Source organism: Myroides odoratus, assembly GCF_965118575.1.
Lineage (GTDB): Bacteria > Bacteroidota > Bacteroidia > Flavobacteriales > Flavobacteriaceae > Flavobacterium > Flavobacterium odoratum_B.
In genome coordinates, this window is sequence record NZ_CBCPHW010000018.1 from 28,081 (window position 1) to 48,562 (window position 20,482).

The following is a 20,482-nucleotide window of genomic DNA, read 5'->3' on the forward strand; positions in this document are numbered from 1 at the left end:
ACCTTCGCTGTATATATGAAGAGAATATTAGTCATACTACTTAGTTTGATGTACTTATTTTTAGCCTCAGGCTTTAGTACATATCAGCACATCTGTAAAGGGTTTGTGCAGCAAACAAGTATGACTTCTGTGCAAGGAGAAAAAGAGAAGTGCGCATTTTGCATAAAAGAAGGAAAAACAGTTAATGATCCTAAAAAGAACTGCTGTGAAGATAAAGTTGTACAAGTAAAAACAGAAGTACAGCAGTCCAATTTTAAAAATCTTACTTTTTCGTTTTATGTAGATGCGATTTTACATCGTTATTTTGGGGCAGTTTATGAATTTGTAACTGCACCTCAAAAGACGTTTATTCCCTATGCATACTACCTATACCAAACAAAGGAAATCCCTTTGTATATCAAGCATTGCGTCTATAGAATTTGATTAAAAACAATAGTAAACTTCTATCCTATCTATTTTGAGATAGCATAGAAAGAAAATATTGTATAATTAATCAGTTCCAATCACATGAAAATTAATAGGATAGCCCTGTTTGTCCTATTTGGTACAGTATCTATGCAAGGCCAAGAGCTAAAATTAGATGCTGCATTAAAACAGGCTATAGAACAATATGACCTTATAAAGGTTAAAGAAGCAATACTTTTTGCTTCTCAAGAAAATACAATGAATAAAAAGGGAAATTACTTTCCTGACTTAACTTTCGGCGCCCAACAAAGTTATGGTACGATAAATGCACAAAATGGGCCTTTATATGCGTATGGAGGATTAGGTTCGGCAGCTACCTCAATGCCTTTAGCTGAACAAAATTGGAACGCTACTTTTGGGTCTTTGTACTTTGCCAATATCAATTGGACTCTTTTCTCTTTTGGAAAGACAAAAGAGGGAGTAACAATGGCTAAACAACAGCAACAAGTTAGTCTTAAGGACTTAGAGCAAGAAATTTTTCAACAACAAGTAAAGGTAAGCGTAACCTATTTAAATCTTCTAGCCTCCCAACGTATTAAGTATGTACAACAAAAGAATTTAGAGCGTGCTCGAGTATTCCACGAAGTTACGGCTGCCAAAGCCAAAAGTGGTTTATTGGCCCAAGTTGATGAACGTTTAGCAAAGGCCGAAGTAGCCTATGCTGAAACACTGCATATTAAAGCATACGATAAAGAAATCGAATTTAATAAGCAATTAGCCGTTTTATTAGCTGAAGACACTAAAGAGTATGCCTTAGATCAAGTATTTGTCAACAATCAACCTCTTCTAAGGGATGAGAATCTTCTTACTAGGGAAAACCACCCTATCTTACAATGGCAAGAGAGCAAAATAGCGCAGAGTGAATCTATGGAGCGCTTAGTGACAAAAGGCAGTTTGCCAAGTTTAAATCTATTTGGCGTCTTACAAGGCAGAGGCTCTGGATTTGAATGGAATTACGTACAAGATAATACGGCCTATTCTTCCTCTTATAGCGAAGGAGTTGGGATTGATCGCAGTAATTATTTAGTTGGACTCCAATTAACTTGGAATATTTCTGATTTTTTTAGAACTTCTTATAAGCGTAAACAACAAGAATACATCACCAAGAGTTTTGAACATGAATTTGCTCAAATGGATAAAGAACTTGCAAATCAAGTGACTTTAACAAATGAAAAATACATCAATGCTCAAGCTGTCTGGACACACGCTAAAACCCAATTAGAAGCGGCAGATGTAGCTTTCAAACAGCAGAAAGCGCTGTATGATAATGGACTGAGCAATTTAGTAGATTTTACTCAAGCATTGTACACCTTACAACGTGCTGAGATTGACTATGAAATTGCCCAAAACAACGTATGGCAATCCGTATTGTTACAAGCATCTGCTTTTGGTGATATTCACTATTTTTTAAACGCTATTCCCCTAAAATAAGATCGTATGAATTTAATTCGATTTGCCTTGCGCAAACCAATAGCTATTATGGTATTGGTACTAGGACTATTGTTCTTTGGAATAAAGTCTTCTAAAGAAATTCCAGTAGATATACTTCCCGAAATGAACCTGCCTGTGGTTTATATTGCCCATTCTTTTAATGGGTATACACCACAACAAATGGAAGGGTATTTCACTAAAATGTATGTAAATATGATGCTTTTTGCCAATGGTATTAAAAGTATCGACACCAAAAATACACAAGGGTTAACCTTGATGAAAATAGAATTTTATGAAGGTACAGATATGGGAGAGGCGATTGCTTCAATCTCAGCTTTGTCTAACCGTTCCGTGATTTTCTTACCTCCGGGGGCACCACCTCCATTTATTATTCGTTTTGATGCTTCCTCTCAACCCGTTGGTCAGTTAGTATTCCGATCAGAAACAAAAACGAATAATGAACTACAAGATATTGCAAATTTTGCTGCTCGCCCGTTCTTAATTAAGATACCAGGCTTAACTACAGCACCACCATTTGGAGGTTCGCCTCGTACCATTGAGATTAATATTGATCCCAATAAATTGCGTACCCATCAAATGAGTCCTGAGCAAGTAGTAGAAGCCATTAGTAGACAAAATGTAACCATGCCTTCAGGGAATGTATATGTAGGAGATAAAAACTATTTAACACCCACCAACAATACCATAAAAACAGTGGAAGAGTTTGGTAGTATTCCCTTGTTTAAAGGACAAGTAGATAACGTGTTTTTAAGAGATGTAGCTACGGTAAAAGACGGAGCCGATATCACAACAGGATATGCTTTGGTAGATGGAAAACGCTCAGTGTATATCAATATTGCCAAATCGGGAAAAGCGTCTACCTATGATGTAGTTCAACAATTGAAAAAGTCAATCCCTCATATTCAGAATAACTTGCCTGATGATGTAAAGATATCCTATGAATTTGATCAATCTGTCAATGTAATTAATGCCGTAAAGAGTTTAATTGTTGAAGGGGTATTAGGAGCCTTATTAACTGGATTGATGGTATTGTTATTCTTAAGAGATCCTAGAGGTGCTTTAATCGTAATTACAACTATTCCGATTGCCATTATTTCAGCCGTGTTATTTTTAAAGCTGTTTGGGCAAACCATTAATATTATGACCTTATCTGGTTTGGCCTTAGCTATTGGTATATTGGTAGATGAAAGTACAGTGACGATTGAGAACATTCATCAACACTTTGCGCTGGGAAAAACCAAGGTTCAAGCCATTTGGGATGCGTGTAAAGAGATTGCCTTTCCAAAGTTATTGATCTTATTCAGCATTTTGGCTGTTTTTGCACCCGCTTTTATGATGACGGGAATTCCTGGTGCCTTATTTATGCCGTTAGCGATGGCCATCGGATTTGCGATGACCGTATCGTTCTTATTGTCTCAAACGTTTGTACCAATTATGGCGAATTGGATTATGAAATACAATCCAGAGAAACACGGTATTCCAGAAGAGGCTAAAGGATTTGACAAATTTAAAAATAGAGTAGTAGCGGGCATTGAGAAAGTGATGCCAATGAAAAAGATCATTGTAACAGGATCCGTTGTATTGGCGTTGTTATCTGCTGCATTTATGTATCAAAATATAGGAAAAGATGTATTGCCTACCGTTAATTCAAGTCAAGTACAAATGCGTATTACAGCACCAGAAGGGACACGTATTGAGCATACAGAAATGAAAGTGAAAAAGTTATTAGCCGAGTTAGAAGACCTATTCGGAAAAGATAAAATAGCTATTTCCTCTGCTTTTGTGGGTCAACATCCTTCTTCTTTTGCTGTGAGCCCTATTTACCTTTATAATGCTGGTCCACATGAAGCATCCATGCAAATTGCATTTAAGGACTTTAGCGGTAATACAGACGAATTAAAAGATCAAATACGCACGCGTATTAAAGAGAAATTACCAGAGTTAAAATTGACTTTTGAGCCTATTGAACTGACGGAAAAAATCTTAAGTCAAGGAACCAATACGCCAATTGAAATTCGCATTTCAGGGATGATGCGCAAAATGAATATGATGACTGCGAATAAGCTATTAGCTAAAATAAATGAAATTGACTACATGCGCGATCAAAAGATGCCCATCTCTATGAATTACCCTTCTTTTGAGATTAATATTGATCGAGTTCGAGCGGCTCAATTGGGGTTAGACGCGATGGATATTGCAAAATCATTAGTAGCAACAACAGCTTCCTCGCGGTATACAAATCGAAATATGTGGGTAGGGGGTATGATGGGAATTGCCTATGATGTTCAGGTTCAAATGCCACAAAATCAATTGGGAAGTAAAGCAGAACTAGAAAATATTCCGTTGGGTAAAAATGCGGACCGTCCTGTATTGGGTGATGTTGCAACCATTACAGAAAGTAAAGCTTTGGCAGAAAGCTATAATGAAGGAACCATGGGATATGTCTCTGTAATTGCAAATGTTCATAAAACAGATTTAAATAAAGCGAAGGACGATGTTGAAAAGGCCATTGCATCATTAGGAGAATTGCCAAAAGGAGTAAATGTGGAATTAAAAGGAATGTCACCTGTATTGGATGATACCATGCTTAGTTTAGCAAATGGATTATTAATTGCTATTATCGTTATTTTCCTAATGTTAACGGCTAACTTCCAATCGTTTAAAGTATCCTTTGTGATTTTAACGACAGTACCTTTTGTAATGCTGGGATCTTTAATCTTGTTAAAAATAACAGGATCAACCGTAAACTTACAATCCTATATGGGGATTATTATGTCCGTTGGGGTATCGATTGCCAATGCCGTTTTGTTGATTAACAATGCAGAAACCTTGCGCAAAATTGGATGGACATCCACTGCCGCAGCCATAGAAGCAACCAAATTGCGTATTAGACCCATTGCTATGACTACGCTAGCTATGATTGCCGGTATGTTACCTATGGCGATAGGACATGGAGAAGGAAGCGAGCAAGTAGCTCCTTTAGGAAGAGCAGTTATCGGTGGATTACTGGCTTCTACGGTTTCAGTGCTTGTAATTTTACCTATGGTTTTTGCTTGGGTGATGAATAAAGTAAACATACAATCCCCATCCTTAGACCCAGAAGATCCAGAAAGCATTTACTATTTACCTACTGAAAACAAATAAGAAAGATGAAAAGAATTTATATAGCATTAGTTAGTCTTGTTGTAGTAACAGCAGCATGTGGCGATAAAAAGACATCCGAAGTAAAAGAAGAAAAAGGAGGGATGACAATGAATAAGATGGAAACCCTTGCCATTGAAAAAAGTAACCCCGAAGTACCTTTAATTTTACCTGGAGAATTACGTGCAGATCAACGAACAGAGTTGTTTGCTAAAGTCAATAGTTATGTAACGGATTTACGTGTGGATATTGGAGATCTTGTCAAAAAAGGGCAAGTGTTATTGATATTGGAAGCCCCTGAAATTCAAGCGCAAGTAGCTAGTGCTCAGTCGAAATGGAAAGCACAAGAAGCGATTTATATTGCAACTAAGGCAACCTATGATCGTACGGTAAAAGCCAATCAAACTGAAGGAGCTATAGCACCAGATTACTTAGAACAAGTTACCGCTAAGATGTTAGCAGATAAAGCGCAATTAGCTTCTACTAAATCCGCTTATGAAGAAATGAAAAATATAGAGGAGTATTTAGTCATTCGCGCGCCATTTGATGGAATGATTACTGCTCGTCAAGTCGATAAAGGCGCTTACGTTGGGCCTATGAGTAAACTTCCCCTTTTGCTTGTAGAAGATATCCGTACACTGCGCTTGAATCTATCTATTTCTGAAGCCAATACGCCCTATATTAAACATGGCGATACCCTGAAATTTAAAGTTAGAACCCTGCCACAAAAAGAGTTCGCAGGTGTTGTAACCAGAAAAGCAGGAAGCTTGGATTTAAAACTTCGAGCGGAACAGATTCAAGTAGATATTAGCAATAAAGAACAAGTACTAAAACCCAATATGATTGCTGAGGCGACTCTTAAGTTACGCAGCCAAGAACCTACTTTTTTTGTACCTAAATCTGCTTTGGTAGAAAGTAATCTCGGTTTGTATGTTATTGAGGTAAGAAATGGAATTGCTTATCACATCCCAGTAGCAAAAGGAAGAGTAATGCCTATGACTGTTGAGGTTTTTGGAGCACTAACGCCGGGTATGACTATTCTAAAAATGGCTACAGAAGAAATAATGAATGAACAAAAAATAAAATAAGAAATGAAAACAAGAATTAAAACAAGAATTAAGACAAGTATAGGAGTATTCGCTTTGAGTGTATTGACACTAGCCTGTGGAGAAAAGCAAAAAGAGGTAGATACTAAGGCTGAAGCAGCTTTGGAGCAAGTGAAGCAAGAGATGGATCAGGCCAATACTGCACCGGTGGTTTCTACAGATCAAAAGTATAAAAAAGGAGATGCTGTTCCGAGTGAATTAGTTTGTATGGTAAATGATGCCTATATGGGTAAAAAACAACTAGAAGTTGAACATGAGGGGAAAATGTATTACGGTTGTTGTGCGATGTGTCAAACGCGTATTCCAGAGGATGAGGGTGTTCGAAAAGCAATAGATCCCTTTTCCTTAGAAACTGTAGATAAAGCAGAAGCGTATATTGTCTTGATTGGAGATAATGGCGAAATAGCTTATTTTAAAAATGAGGAGAACTACAAGCAATTTGCAGCGGCAGCACAAGTTAACTAATTTATTTACGAGCAACAGAAGTCTCTGCTGCTCTATAAAGAGTAACTATGAGTAAGGATTTTACTTTATATATAAAAAATATGGTTTGTCCTCGATGTATTGTTTTAGTAAATACAGTGTTAGTTCAATTGGAGGTTAGGGTAGAAGGCGTGCAATTAGGTGAAGTGCAGTTGCTTTCTCCCTTATCCATTGCTAAAAAAAGGCAAATTGAAGAACGATTTCTGCCATTGGGATTTGAAGTACTTGAAGATCCTAGATTAGTTGTCGTAGAACAGGTTAAAATTAAGATTATTGAATACGTACAAACAGAAAAAGTGTTGCGAATGAATTTATCTGATTATTTAGCCACTACGACTTCTTTAAATTATGCACAATTGGCCAAGTTATTTGTTGGATATACCTCGCTTACAATTGAAAAGTTCTATCTCTTGCAACGCATTGAAAAGGTAAAAGAATTGATTTCATATGGCGAGTTATCTCTCGAAGAAATAGCCCAAAAACTACACTATAAAGAGGCGAGTCATATGAGTAAACAATTTAAAAAAATAGTGGGTATTTCTCCTTCTATGTACAAAAAAAATCAAAAATATGAACGAAAGTTTTTAGATGATATTATTACTTGATTACTGAATGCTATGCAAGTACTTTGTATAGTTTTACTGGTTTGTTGACGAAAAGAGGGCTGAAAAGCCCTCTTTTTTAATGTGAATTGTCCTAGTTTTACTCCTAGAAAGCGTGTAAGAATACCTGTAGTATTTACTAGTTTTGTATTCAATTAAAAGCATTCATTATGAGTTATATGTTGAGTTTACTAGTATATGCGATTTTTATAGGTGTAACTGCAACCCTTTTTATGGATTTATATGCCCTTTTTAATAGAAAAGTATTTAAAATTCCTTCCTTAAATTACGCTTTCTTAGGCAGGTGGATCGGCCATTTTAAAAATGGTGTTTTTAGCCATAATACCATTGTGCAAGCACAACCCATTTCAGGAGAAAAAGCAATAGGTTGGGGCGCCCATTATTTGATAGGCGTTACATTTGCCTTTGTTCTTTTAGTTATTTGTGGTGTAGACTGGGTAAATCATCCAACACTGATTCCCGCTTTGCTAGTCGGTATTTTAACAACCGTAGCCCCTTATTTTATGATGCAGCCCGCTTTTGGCTTTGGCGTAGCGGCTTCTAAAACACCCAATCCTAAAGTAGCGAGAATGCGCAGTTTAGCAACCCATACTATTTATGGCATTGGCTTATATCTAGGCGGTATGTTATTTCATTTTTTATTTGTTGTGAATTGAGAAATACGACAAATTTGTAGAAAGTGTCAAAGGATGTCTTTATCTTTAAATAAACAAGGAGAGCATGGGAAATAAGGGTAATATCAAAGAAATTAATACGATCGAAGAGTTCAAAACACTTTATTTTACGAATGGAGAAGGAAATATTGTACGCGAAGAATGTTGTACGATAGCCTATACTACGGGGGTCAGTTTTTTAGAGATTTTTACGTTGGAAAATTTAGTGCAACTCCCTCGTTTTCATGAAAAGCAACAGATACGTCAAAAGTTTTATACGCTGGTTTTAGTTACGGAAGGAGAAATAGACGAAATTATTGGGTATTCCAGACATACCTTTACAGCAGGAGATATGTTTTTTATAGCAGAAAATCAATTACATTATATTCAAAGTTGGAGTGAAGAAGTCAAAGGATTTATGTGTTTATTTGATTCCGATTATTTCTTACTTTGTTTGAAGCATCAGATTAAACTGAGTAGTTTTCCTTTTTTTCAATTGGGCCAGTTGCCTTTCGTAAAATTAACGGAACGAGAAGTGAGCATGATGGAACATTTGTTCTGGAAATTAAACAGCGAAAAATGCCAAAGGCAAACCTTTAATGATGATCTATTGGTACGTATGTTTTTGAATGTGATTTTACTAGAAGCGGAACGCATTTACACGCATAAAAAAGCAAATGTCCCTTTTGTTTTATCTCGGAAAGATCAATTAGTGGCTCGTTTTCAGTTATTGGTTAATCAGAAGATTATACAGTTGAAAAAAGTGAGTGAATTTGCTGGTTTACTTCATGTACATCCTCATTATTTAAATGACGTTGTCAAAGAAATAACCGGTTTTCCCGCTAGTTTTTTTATTCAAAAACAATTGATTGATGAAATTAAATCCCGTTTAATTCAAACGAATGACACCGTGGCAATGATTGCTGGAGAGTTAAATTTTACGGAAGAATCTTACTTAGGGCGATTTTTTAAAAAACAAGTGGGGTTAACGCCCATTCAATATAGGAAAAAACATAAACACCAGTAGAACAGTTACTTAAAAAAAAACCTATTTTGCGGTTATTTGTGGGGTAAAAGGGACCAAAAGTGTTGGAATATACCCTAAGTTGATTCGTGTTTTTGAATAAATAATGAAACTTCGTGAGGGAGAGGTTTTCTTTTTATTGAAACGTTTCATCTTTTTATATAGGAAGTAAAAGCGTTTGTTTTTACGTTAAGTTTTAGGCACAAAGCAATTGCTTTGTGCCTAATTTTTTTTGTATAATATAAAGCAGATAAAACTTGGGTTTCCCTATTCTTACGCGTAATTTTGTGCCAAATTTTATTAAAATGAAAAAAGGATTTTATATTGCATTGGTTCTCATTTTAGGAGTCATGCAGTCATTTGCACAGACTATTAATGATTTTAAACTATTAAAAGGAGAACAAGCAGTTGAAGTTGTATTTAGGTATGATCAGCTACGAATGATGAAAGAAGAATATACAGAGGAAGAGTATAAAGTTGTACATATGGCGAATTTAGAACGAAAAGTACCTGGATCGAGTGAAGGGTGGTTGAAAGAATGGAATAAAGCGAAAAAGGAACTTTGGGAACCTCGATTTATATCATTTGCGAATAAGTATAGCAAAGGGAAGGTTAAGTTTTCAAGATACGCACCTACTAGCAAGTATATTATGTATGTTGATGTAACCTGGATTTATACAGGATGGGATGCAGGAATTATGAACCAAGCAGGTAAAGTTTCTTCAACGCTGACTTTAGTGCGTAGAGATAGTCCAGCGATTATTATGGCAAAACATGACTTTGATTCAGTAAAAGCAAATCAGTCTGGATCAAACTTGAACAATGAAATTAGAGTTGCAAATGGATTTGAAAAAACAGGAAAAGATTTTGGAAAAAAAATAGCAAAAAGTATCTAATTCACCTTATCATACTACTCAAAAAAAGGTTTAATTCTTAGAGTTAAGCCTTTTTTAGAATTCCTACTACTTATTTCGCTTAATCAAACTTTGGAACATTTGAATTTTGCGTATTTTTATAAAAGAAATGGAGGCACATGCATTAGATTTGGATACAAAAGAAAGAATACTTGAAAAAATGGCTATACAAGAAGAGAAGCAGAAATTTATACAATTAGACCAGTCAACGATTGATAACGAGCATATTTGTTGTGCAATTTCGGATAAAAAAAGTGCTGAAGGGTATCAGTTGAAAAAGGACTGGCTTAAAAGAGAATTTGACAATGGGTATGTCTTTCGAAGAATTGATGAAAGAGCTAAAGTGTTTATTGAATACGGACCTGCAGAAAAAGGTTGGGTACCACTTACAGCTCCTAATTATCTGTTGATTAATTGTTTTTGGGTATCCGGACAGTACAAAGGCAAAGGCTATGGGAAACAATTACTTCAGCTGGCAATTGACGATGCTAAACAAGAGAATAAAGCTGGGTTAGTGACTGTGGTCGGTACAAAAAAATTCCATTTTATGAGTGATACAAAATGGCTACTCAAACAAGGATTTCAAACCGTAGAAACAACGCCTTCGGGATTTAGCCTATTGGTTTATAAATTTGAAGAAAGTACGGATAACCCCAGCTTTAATGAGAGTGTAAAAGCAGGAAGCTGTCCAACAAAAACGGGTATTGTGGTTTATTATTCCAATCGCTGCCCTTTTTCCGAATTACACGTGAATCATTCCTTAGTTGAAACGGCCAAAAAAAGAAACTTACCACTGACAATACTTAAGCTTGAAACGGCTGAACAAGCACAACAAGCACCAAGTCCCGCTACTATTTTTAGTTTGTTTTATAACGGAGAATTTATAACTACAGATGTAAGTAGTTGCATGGATAGTCGCTTTGATAAAATTGTTGAAGCCCAAAAAAAGAAATGAGTGACTAAGAGCTACTGGTTACTAGTAATCTTTTGTTGTAAAAAAAATAAGGACTAAACAAGAGCAGAATGAAACGATGAATTAGATTTCAAATTCTTTTAATTCTTCGATTTTTTGAATTCCTTTTTTTGTACAAGTGATTCTGAATCTTTTGTAATCGGAATCATCATGGTGTTTAATTTGCATGATAAAATTCAAATAATACACTTTCGCAGTGTAAATTCGAGTTGTTTTTTCTAAACCTTCCGCATTTTTAAATAAAGTATATAAAGGGGTTTTAGGATTAGCCATACGTTGAATAAAACGCGTAAAGTTAATTTGCAGAATATCATTGATACCTTTAAAGTTATAATCTTCGTTTCCATCTAGTTTATCTCGATTGATACTCACTCTTTTTCGATACAGTAAGATTTTTTCATCGTGAATTCTATTTTCCAATTCTACGAGAGAAGTGCGATTTCTAATTTTCATAATCGAACTCGGAACTTTGTGTTCGGTAATAAAGTCCATACTCTCTTTGATATTTCCAATTTTTTGCTCTTTTATACTTATTTCGGTATTGTGATCAAAGTGTTTATTGCCAAGTTTACCCGCAAAGTAGAAGCGCATCAGTTCTTTAATGCGATCTTTAAGCATATAACTAATAACAAGTGCTACAAATAGAGGCATGGTAAAGTTGCCGTATTTTTGCTGAAAAGAAAAAGCAATTCCCGTAGCAAAAATCATGGAAACACCTGCGGCTACACTATAATAAATTTGTTCCGTCCAAACGCCATCTTTTTTGGTATTAGACTTGATTGAAAGTACATTCTCTACATACTTATCCAATATACTTTGTTTAAAAGCATAGCGTTGATTGTTTTGCTCATCTGATTTAGTAACAACTAAATAGCCTTTTTGCTCTTTGTGTTTCCATTCTCTTTTGATGAACTTTAAGTTGGATTGGATGATCGATTCGAACTTCTTCAAATCCTTTTTTTCTAAAAAATTGTTGAGAACAAAGGTATTCTGAATGATACAATTGCTTAAAAATTCATCGGCAAAAAGAAATAATTCAAAGGCTTTAGGTTCGATAATGGGCGAATTAATAAGCTGCTGAAGCATTCTAAATTTATTTCGTATTACCTTCATATTTTGAAGGTAACTGTGGCATAAGAAATCCGTATCTTCTTTCATGGAATTTGCTACAATATGCGCGATAGTATCTCGGGTAGCACTTTTAAATATGGCAAGGAAAATTTGCAGTTCGTATTCATAATTCTTAAAGGAAGTACGTGTATTTTCAACAAGCATACTTTCAATACTATTGGATAAATTAGTCAATGGAGATCGATGCTCACCTGCAATATCATTGAGGAGATAGATAGGCGTGATTAACCGTACAGTAGACTGAATATCACTGTAGAATTGTTCTTTGGAATAGGTATTTCTGTTAATGTCAATACTATTGGGAATAAATAGCCAGGTATTAACTTCAAAATCGTTTTGTTTGATTTTTTTTCTTGTGAGAAACTGTATTTTGAACTCAACAGAATAGCGGTCGTATAAATTTGAAATAACTTGAATCATATGTTTTTAAAAAAATAAACCATTAGTATATCCCAACCATTTTAATACGGTTTCTCCCCAGATGATAATCATAACCCAAGAGATACACATCATTGCAAATCCAAATTTAAAGGTATCACTCCAACTGTATTGGTTGGTTGTATAAAGTAGTGCAGCGGGTTTACTATTAAAAGGCAACACATATACATGTTCGATTAATAGAGCCACCGGAAAAGATAAGCTCAGTACGGAATAGCCAAATTTTTGAGCTACACCAATGGCAATTGGCACAAATATTAAGGCACGCATCGTTTTGGATTGGAAAATAAGCGCACTAAATAGCATTAAAGCAGTCAGTACAAAATAAAGCACCCAGAACGGCGTATTTTGATCGATAGCAAAGAAATTGAAGACAACATCTACTAACGTATTGGGTAATCCTGTAGCGTCTAATCCAGCTCCTAAAGTATATGCACCAGCAGAAAACAGCATTAAATGCCAAGGAATATCAACATCATTCCATTTTACAACACCAATACCGGGAAAAAGAGCAACTACAGCTCCCATAAAGGCAACGGCAGTTTGATTGATTCCATGTTGTTTATCTGTTGCCCAAAGAAGTAAAACTCCTAAAAAAATTGCAATAGCCTTGTATTCAGCGATAGTCATTTTACCCATAGCCTTATATTCAACTTTAAGCTTATCTAAGCCACCTTCAATTTGGGGTCTATTTTCTCCTTTTTTCAAAGGGAAAATAAGTTTAGATCCAACAAACCAGGCAATTAGTATTAGGATAATAGCTAAGGGAAAGGCCGCAATAAACCAGTCTTGATAACTAAATAATTCCCATCCCATGGCTCCTGCAATTAAAGAAGCAGCCAATAGATTCGCACCTGATCCAGTTAAAAATCCGGAAGCTCCAATATTGATCTGAAATAGGTTTTGCATCACTAAGTTTCGACCAAAATTGTTTCTATTTTCACCGCCTGTGGCTCCATAAATGGCTGCAATAACCATGAAGATAGGGAGTAAAATAGTTGCTTTTGCAGTTGTTGCTGAAATAAAAGCAGATAAAACTACGTTGATGACAATGAAACTAAAAATTACCCAGAAAGAGTTTTTTCCGAATCGAATGACAAACCAAAGGGCAAATCGCTTTGCGGCTCTTGTTTTTACTAACATACTCGCCAGTACAAAAGATAAGATATTTAACCACATAACGGGATGTCCCAACTGCGCATACGCAACTTTATCAGTGGTAACTTGCGTCAGAACAATGGCTAATATCAGTAATAAAGAGGTTAAATAATTGGGGATAGCTTCTGTTATCCATAGGATGATAGCAGCAACAAAAATGGCTAGCATGGCGTAGTTAATTCGAACGAATTGCTCATGCCCAATAGCATCGAATCGCTTTAAAGCTCCACTTGCAAGTGAAGTAGGATCTAGGGTTTCTAAAAAAGAAATAGTTGAGAAACAATAGATAGCTACAAAGGCAAGTATAGCCAAAGGGATTCCAATTTTAGCCATTATTTTCTCTACACGGCTCTTATCCATTTTGGGTAATTTCTCAATCGAGTAATTATTCATGTCTAAGAGATCTTTTGTATTAGGATCTGTCATTTTAAACTTATTTTTTTAGTTTGACTTTATGTAGTATTCCCGTTTCGTCACAGCCTATCCATACTATTTTATTTTTTCTATCAACAACAAGTGCTTCTGCTTTTTGTACAAATGGAATTTTTTGCTCATAGATAAGTTTGCCCTCTAGGGTAAACTGATATATTTTTTTCCCTTTTGAATTAGCAATCCACAAAGTTTGATCTGTATCATCATAAAATAGATCAGACAGATAACCGGGGTAATCTAAATCGAAATACGTAAGTGTATGCGTGTTAATCGCATATTTAAAAAGGCGTTTAGGTGCAAATTGATTGCCGATATACAGCGTATCTCTCCCAAAAGCGATTGCCTCAAGTCCTTTATTTCTTTTTAGATTGGGTATTTTTATTTTTAAGTAGGAGGCTAGTTTCTTTTCTTCTTTATTGTGTTTAAATACTTTCATTCTCGCCTCATCAACTACATATACATCCAAAGTGGAGGGATCTAGTGTTATACCTTCGAGATCACCGCCTTTTTTGTATATATTTTCTAGTATATTTCCTTCAGAATCTATTTTATATATTTTTCCATAATCACTGACCGCGTAGAAGTTTTTTTGCGTTTCATCGAAGATTAAACCACTAAATCCTTTGATTTTGGTAGGGTATCTACTTATCTCATCTGGATGTATGCTAAAAGAATCTTCAAGAGCCACTTGGGCTCTTGAAGACTGTATAAAGGTGAAGAATAGTAGAAGTGAAATATTGAAACTATTGTTTATTTTCCCCAATTTTTAAATGGATTTTTCATCAACATTGAATTGTAATATTTTACCTGACCTGTTACTTCTTCTCCTAGCCAATTGGGCTTAGTAAAAGTCGTATTGACATCAGCTACTTCTAATTCAGCGACTGTTAATCCTTCATTCTCTCCGTGAAATTCATCGATTTCATAGATAAACCCATCAATATTGGCTAAATGCCGAATTTTGTCAATTGCGCCAGGTTCACAGATTTTTAGTAATTCATTAGCTTCTTCAACTGGAATTTCTTTTTCCCACTCATAGCGACTAAGACCAGAATCGTTGCCAATTCCTTTAATGGTGATGAAACCTTGGGTGTCTTTTACTCTAATGCGCACCGTTCTTTCTGGCACGGAGCTTAAATAACCTTGTACGATACGTGTACTTTTAAAAATGTCTTTTTTAAAGTCTCCTTTAACAAGGAATTTGTGTTCGATTTCTTGTGCCATAATTAATTTGCTAAGGGTTTATTAATCATTCCAATTATTCGTTTGATCGCTTGTAGGTAGTTGATGTTTTCAACTCCTGTTAAATGCGTATCAACCATTGTTTTTTTAATGTCTTCTATTTCTGTAGATTCGCTGTTGATACTTAGCACTTTTGCTCCATTGATCAATACATTTGCTACTTCACATAAGGTATCATTAACCATATATCCGAAACGTTGTTTATGTACTTTTACAGCCCTTAAATCAGGGTGCTCCTCAACCATTTTTATAAACTCTTCGCAGGTATACGTATCTTTAGTTAGTTTTGGAAAGTCAACCATAAAAGCAGGTATTACTTCATTTTCTAAAACTTCTTTGCGAATTGGAAATTCCCCTTTCATTAAAGGATTCCATTGTTCTAATCCATCTACTGCCGTTACAAAGGTTTTGATATCCATTTTGCCATCTCTAATTTTGGTATTATTGATATCATTTTTGTTAGATAAAATGTATATTTCATCACTTTGGCGTTCCCAAACTTTTTCAGGAACAGGTGTTGAAAATCTAGCCATTCTCTTGTGAGCCTCATCAAAGTTTTGACCAAATGATCTAAATTCAAATCTTGGTTTTGAAATTTCACCAATCGCAAATTTTTCTTTTTTTTCCATATTGATTTTAATTTTGAGGGATTATATCTCCGTTTTCTGCATTTTTTTCTCCAATAGTTGGTTCTGCAATTTTCCATTCACCTTCCGCATGAGGAATGATTTGATAGGAATGAGGTGAAACATCACTAATTGTTGAACCTAAAGCTTCTTCATCTCCTCTTAAGAATAAACCAATAGATTTTCCATTAGGAGCGAGAAGTTCGAATTTTAAGACTTGTTTATTTGAAATACCACTGTTTCCAGATAAATTCGGGTTGTCTGGATTTTTTTGGATGATTACAATATAGGCACCTGGAGCTATTTCTCCACTTTCAGAGGTACCTATCCACCAATCACCGTCATTGTTTTTGATTAATTTGAACCCTTCTAAGGAGAAGGCTACGTTGCCATTATTATACAATTCAATGGATTTAGATGTGGCATCAATTTCATTTAATACGATTGCACTGTAATCAATCACTTGATTGCTAACTTTATAGGCTTGTTTTTTGGACTTCGCAGTTAGGGCTATTGTATTAGTGGCTGTTACAAAAAAATCTACTTTTGTTTTGTCGGGTTGAGCCGGAATCACTGCGGTATATGTATTTGCAGCTCCTGCTTGCATATTTAGAACAAAGTCTTCATTTTTAATCGAATAAGTAAGATCTACCGTTTTGATTCCTGCATAATCTTTTACAATTGCTGTTACCGTTACCTCGTCAGTATCTGTTACATCCCCAGGTAAAAAGGTCACCGCTTCGATAGTAGGAGGTCCTTGAACTATTTCGTCCTTTACACAGGCAGAAATGCCAAGTAGTACTAAGAATAGAATAAATATTTTTTTCATATAAGTAATGTATTAGAAAACGATTTCAACTCGGAACGAAAGCATGCTGTAATCAACTCCACCTTTGTTTTTTGATTCAGTTACTAGCGTAGGATCTTTTGTAGGGTTGCCACTTGCATCATGACCAACAAACAAACTTCCTTTTCCATTGGCATAGCGGTCGTTGTTGTTGTATTGGTAGTTCAACATTAGTTTCACGTTATTGTTGACATAGTAATTTAGTCCGATACCGTAGGTTTCTCCAGAACCGCCATAGATATCTTTGCTGTTTAAATCTAAATAGTCATAGCGCAAAGCCAACTCCAAATCGCCCCATTTCTGTCCGCGCTCAACTTGAGAAAATTTACCACCCCAATAATCATAGGTTTGTTTTCCTCCAAAGAGTAAGTAACTCGCTTGAAAATAGTGTCCTTTAAAGTTTTTCGTTCTTTTATCTACTGTTTCAGGAGCACTCGATTTGATGTGTGTATCGTTTTGAAGAAAAGCCGTTTCTACTCGTAAGCCTTTATAGGATCCAGCTAATTCAAAAGTGTAGATTAAATCATAATCAACTTCTTGGATAAGCCCCGTATCTAAGTATTTTTTTCGGTTAATGGAAGTACTGTTTCTTGTACTGAAACGCGATGCCCCAAATTTAGCTGGATCGACATCCGTTTTTGGTGTGCGGTACGAAAGACCTGTACCAATATGTAAAGCTATATCCTTGTGATTATATAAGGGTTGGAACGTTAATTTTCCTGTATAAGACATGCCTTGATTTCTTCCAAAATCTTTGTTGTTATCATCCACATAGTCCGCATCTTGTCCTTCTCCCACTTGCTGAAAGAAGATACCTCCCGAGGCATAGATCCAATTTTTTTGGTATTTGGCATTAATACCTAGCGATCTAGAAGGAGCAAGAGCTTGCGCTGACATGGGTCTTTCCATAAACTGTTGATAGCGCGATGAGGTATTTCGAGATAAAGAAAAGTTCTCTTTAAAATTACCCACTTGTAATTCCGTATTTGCAAAACCTTCATAGCGGATGATTGCATCTTTCAGTTCGACTTTCCCATCTGCAAAATTTAAGTCTAATTCTCCATACCACTCTTTGGTAATGTAGGTTTTGATAGCTGCTCTCCCGCGTCTTACGCGTGCGCCATTTCCAATAGGATCATAATTTCTGTTTTCTCCCCAGAAAGCCGCTCCATCAATATTTATACGGAAATCAAACCAAAGTTTATACTCTTCATTTAAAGACTCGAAGATTAAAATACCATTTCTTGCTTCTGTTTGCAAAGGGATTCGATTAACTTCGATACCATACTGGTTGTATCGCAGGGAGTCCTTTTCCACCTGTGCGTATCCACATACTCCTACTATAAGGAGCGATAGCGTTATTAAAGACCTATTCATAAAGTTTTTGTGTTAGGATTTCTTTTTCTTATAACATAATAATCGGGTTCAATGTTAAGCTATTATTAAGTTATAGTGAAGTTAGCGTTATTAAATGAATATTGTTTTTTATATAAATAGCAAATAGTTCGTTTTGTTTTTGATTAAAATTGAGTAATCTCATGTTAAATTCTGGTAGATTATAAATTAAAGTAAAATTTTTTTAAATTTTTGTTCTTAATTTCCAATAAAGCTTAATTGTATGTTTTTTTGCAGAGGGTGTGATTTATTGTTTATTGATTATTAGGGAGTTATGTTTTATTATCTAGGTTTGTGTGTATTTATCTATGTTAAAAAATTAAATTGTTGAAAAAAAAGAGGGAGCTCACTCTTTTTTATTGATTAAAAAAGTAAAATTTCTCTTGTTTTTTAGTGTTTGTACGTTAAATCCTATTAACCTAATGGGATATGTTTTAATATTTTACTATATTTAGTATAATTGCGTATAAAATATAAAAAATGGACAAATTAATTATCGATTGGCAACAGATGCCTACCTATAATACCGTTATGGCTGTTGCTACCGGAGCAGCCTTATTGTCTTTAGCGGCTATAGGCAAAAGTTTGCTTTACAATACCAAAGTAAATCCCAAAGGATGGGCAATGAATTTATTTACGTTGGCGCTTATTCTAGTTACTACGGGGTTACATATGACCGTAACATGGCCTTTAGCCAAATACTTCCCCTTTGACAATATCATTTTTGGAGAACCTTCCTTGGTGTTAGGTGCGATGTTGTTACCAATTGCTTATTATTTCTGGAAGAACGAGAAGGAACTTATTGATAGAGAGGATCGCCTACAATTGGTTGCTGCAAATTTTAGGCACTTCAAATACTTGATGATAGGAATCGGATTGGGTATGATTGGTATTGCCTTTGCGGGTGTCATTTATCAATTATTTGCTGCGCCAAAGGAAGAGCCTATATCGGGAATGTTTGCTGACTATCCTATGTTTGAAGCCGTTTGTATTTCCCTTGTTTATGCGGGAATTGGTGTAGCAGCTGTCAGTACCCCTAAAATTTTAGAGAAATTTACAGCGGGGGAGTATTTTACAAATTTTTCTAAGTTTGGTTATTTTTTATTTGTTTTGGTAGGATGGGTATGGTTGCTTTTTGGCGCACTGAATTATTTTACTCATGTAGGTTTAATCGTTAATACCATGGGGTAATGAAGAAAGAGAGTAAGAAAGTATATCCTGTTAATTTTTCTCATGTAGGATTAACGGTACCGAATTTAGAAGTGAACTACTTATTAAGAGGATTACCTATTCCTGCAGGGAAACATCAGGTGGAGTTTAAATTTGAACCTCAAGTCATTCAAACTGGAAATATCCTGACATTGCTGAGCTTGGGAGGAATACTACTGCTTCTTTGTTGTGGAGTTTTTTATTATATAAAAAATGTAAACAATAGTAAATCAATATAATACATATATTAAAAGAGATAAAGAGGAGTACTTATATGCCTTCTTTATCTCTTTTTTATTTTATTTCTTTCATCTTTACTTGTATAATAGGCAGGTGTTTGATCGGAAAGCGAACTGAGTTGGCAATAAAGCAAAACTCACTTGCTTTTTTGTGTAAAGTCAATGCTTTTTCTTGCATATCTTGACTTTGAACGGTTACTATCGGATGTAAAGTAACTTCAGTGAATCGACCTCTACCATCCTTTTCTTCGATCATAATTCCTGTGACAGTATCCGTATAAGCTTCTACAATGATGTTGTGCACGGAACAAAAATGTAAATACCACAACATATGACAAGAGGAAAGCGAGGAAATAAACATATCCTCTGGATTGTGCTTGGTGGGATCTCCGCGAAAGTCTGGATCCGAAGAACCTTGAATGAGAGGTTTGTTTTCGATTTGAATTGTATGACTTCGTTCATAATGGGTATAGTGATCGGTTCCTATACCTTGGTTACCTGTCCATTCAATTTGGGCTTGATAGTGATGTTCTTTCATGATAAAACTAGTTTTGAGTGCAAAACGGTCTTATTCTTTGTACTTCTTTAAAAGTTGTAAAATAGACGATTCTCTTATTTGCATGTTGTTAATTTCAGTAGCTCATTTAGGTTTTTAATGTGTTGCTTCTTTCAAATTTTTCCATGTGTAGTCAAAGATATCTAATATACTTCAATTTTTTCCAATGTATTTTGTTTCTATTAGATCATTAGGATAGAGAAGGACACTGTCATCGTAATTCTGATAAAATCGGCTGTATCATTTCAGTTTTGGTCCATCAAAAACCATTTCAATTAGGCGAATCGAAGTTGTTAAGCGATTTATTTAGAAATAAGTGAAGAGCTTCTCCAATGTATTGAAGAGAAGCTTTTTTGTATATACTATCTAGTCAAG

General features: G+C 35.2%; 20 protein-coding genes. 12 read left to right on the top strand and 8 right to left on the bottom strand.

Features of this window, described 5'->3' with window-relative positions:
* Positions 1–15: 15 nt before the first annotated feature.
* From ACMHJ2_RS14285 to ACMHJ2_RS14330, 10 genes are all read left to right on the top strand, one after another.
* Entirely contained in the window at positions 16–423 is a 408-nt protein-coding gene (locus tag ACMHJ2_RS14285) for an HYC_CC_PP family protein (RefSeq protein WP_413513543.1), read from the top strand.
* A gap of 84 nt (positions 424–507) precedes the next feature.
* A complete protein-coding gene (locus tag ACMHJ2_RS14290) occupies positions 508–1,896 on the top strand; it encodes a TolC family protein (protein ID WP_413513544.1) in 1,389 nt (462 codons plus the stop codon).
* A 6-nt stretch (positions 1,897–1,902) separates the two neighbouring features.
* Positions 1,903–5,061 (top strand): efflux RND transporter permease subunit, encoded by a 3,159-nt coding sequence (locus ACMHJ2_RS14295; protein WP_413513545.1) that lies wholly within the window; start codon positions 1,903–1,905, stop codon positions 5,059–5,061.
* Positions 5,062–5,066: 5 nt separating this feature from the next.
* Positions 5,067–6,146, top strand: coding sequence for an efflux RND transporter periplasmic adaptor subunit (locus ACMHJ2_RS14300; protein WP_413513546.1), 1,080 nt, complete (start codon positions 5,067–5,069; stop codon positions 6,144–6,146).
* 3 nt (positions 6,147–6,149) lie between these two features.
* Positions 6,150–6,629 (top strand): hypothetical protein, encoded by a 480-nt coding sequence (locus ACMHJ2_RS14305; RefSeq protein ID WP_413513547.1) that lies wholly within the window; start codon positions 6,150–6,152, stop codon positions 6,627–6,629.
* Positions 6,630–6,676: 47 nt separating this feature from the next.
* On the top strand, positions 6,677–7,252 hold the full coding sequence (locus ACMHJ2_RS14310) for a helix-turn-helix domain-containing protein (RefSeq protein ID WP_413513548.1): 576 nt from the start codon (positions 6,677–6,679) through the stop codon (positions 7,250–7,252).
* A gap of 167 nt (positions 7,253–7,419) precedes the next feature.
* The gene (locus ACMHJ2_RS14315) at positions 7,420–7,926 is read left to right on the top strand and encodes a DUF2938 domain-containing protein (protein WP_413513549.1); all 507 of its coding nucleotides are present in this window, start codon (positions 7,420–7,422) and stop codon (positions 7,924–7,926) included.
* A 64-nt stretch (positions 7,927–7,990) separates the two neighbouring features.
* The gene (locus ACMHJ2_RS14320) at positions 7,991–8,950 is read left to right on the top strand and encodes a helix-turn-helix domain-containing protein (protein ID WP_413513550.1); all 960 of its coding nucleotides are present in this window, start codon (positions 7,991–7,993) and stop codon (positions 8,948–8,950) included.
* A 302-nt stretch (positions 8,951–9,252) separates the two neighbouring features.
* The gene (locus tag ACMHJ2_RS14325; RefSeq protein WP_413513551.1) at positions 9,253–9,843 is read left to right on the top strand and encodes a hypothetical protein; all 591 of its coding nucleotides are present in this window, start codon (positions 9,253–9,255) and stop codon (positions 9,841–9,843) included.
* A gap of 106 nt (positions 9,844–9,949) precedes the next feature.
* A complete protein-coding gene (locus ACMHJ2_RS14330; RefSeq protein ID WP_413513552.1) occupies positions 9,950–10,816 on the top strand; it encodes a GNAT family N-acetyltransferase in 867 nt (288 codons plus the stop codon).
* Positions 10,817–10,897: 81 nt separating this feature from the next.
* On the opposite strand, the gene ACMHJ2_RS14335 is transcribed toward ACMHJ2_RS14330, so the two are convergent.
* From ACMHJ2_RS14335 to ACMHJ2_RS14365, 7 genes are read right to left on the bottom strand one after another with little or no spacing between them, the layout of a single operon-like run.
* The gene (locus ACMHJ2_RS14335; RefSeq protein ID WP_413513553.1) at positions 10,898–12,385 is read right to left on the bottom strand and encodes a hypothetical protein; all 1,488 of its coding nucleotides are present in this window, start codon (positions 12,383–12,385) and stop codon (positions 10,898–10,900) included.
* A 6-nt stretch (positions 12,386–12,391) separates the two neighbouring features.
* On the bottom strand, positions 12,392–13,987 hold the full coding sequence (locus tag ACMHJ2_RS14340) for an SLC13 family permease (protein ID WP_413513554.1): 1,596 nt from the start codon (positions 13,985–13,987) through the stop codon (positions 12,392–12,394).
* A 7-nt stretch (positions 13,988–13,994) separates the two neighbouring features.
* Entirely contained in the window at positions 13,995–14,756 is a 762-nt protein-coding gene (locus ACMHJ2_RS14345; RefSeq protein ID WP_413513555.1) for an SdiA-regulated domain-containing protein, read from the bottom strand.
* Entirely contained in the window at positions 14,744–15,217 is a 474-nt protein-coding gene (locus ACMHJ2_RS14350; protein WP_413513556.1) for a CYTH domain-containing protein, read from the bottom strand. The genes ACMHJ2_RS14345 and ACMHJ2_RS14350 overlap by 13 nt, the downstream gene beginning before the upstream one ends.
* Before the next feature lie 2 nt (positions 15,218–15,219).
* Positions 15,220–15,864, bottom strand: coding sequence for a hypothetical protein (locus ACMHJ2_RS14355; protein WP_413513557.1), 645 nt, complete (start codon positions 15,862–15,864; stop codon positions 15,220–15,222).
* 7 nt (positions 15,865–15,871) lie between these two features.
* A complete protein-coding gene (locus tag ACMHJ2_RS14360; RefSeq protein WP_413513558.1) occupies positions 15,872–16,690 on the bottom strand; it encodes a lamin tail domain-containing protein in 819 nt (272 codons plus the stop codon).
* A gap of 12 nt (positions 16,691–16,702) precedes the next feature.
* On the bottom strand, positions 16,703–18,085 hold the full coding sequence (locus tag ACMHJ2_RS14365) for an OprO/OprP family phosphate-selective porin (protein ID WP_413513559.1): 1,383 nt from the start codon (positions 18,083–18,085) through the stop codon (positions 16,703–16,705).
* Between the two features lie 498 nt (positions 18,086–18,583).
* On the opposite strand from ACMHJ2_RS14365, the gene ACMHJ2_RS14370 reads away from it, so the two are divergent.
* Both ACMHJ2_RS14370 and ACMHJ2_RS14375 read left to right on the top strand, forming a co-directional pair.
* Positions 18,584–19,294, top strand: coding sequence for a DUF981 family protein (locus ACMHJ2_RS14370; RefSeq protein WP_413513560.1), 711 nt, complete (start codon positions 18,584–18,586; stop codon positions 19,292–19,294).
* Positions 19,294–19,551 (top strand): hypothetical protein, encoded by a 258-nt coding sequence (locus ACMHJ2_RS14375; protein ID WP_413513561.1) that lies wholly within the window; start codon positions 19,294–19,296, stop codon positions 19,549–19,551. Before ACMHJ2_RS14370 ends, ACMHJ2_RS14375 begins: the two co-directional genes overlap by 1 nt.
* A gap of 55 nt (positions 19,552–19,606) precedes the next feature.
* Here the strand turns inward: ACMHJ2_RS14375 and ACMHJ2_RS14380 are convergent, their stop codons facing one another.
* Entirely contained in the window at positions 19,607–20,089 is a 483-nt protein-coding gene (locus ACMHJ2_RS14380; RefSeq protein ID WP_413513562.1) for an OsmC family protein, read from the bottom strand.
* Between the last annotated feature and the right edge of the window lie 393 nt (positions 20,090–20,482).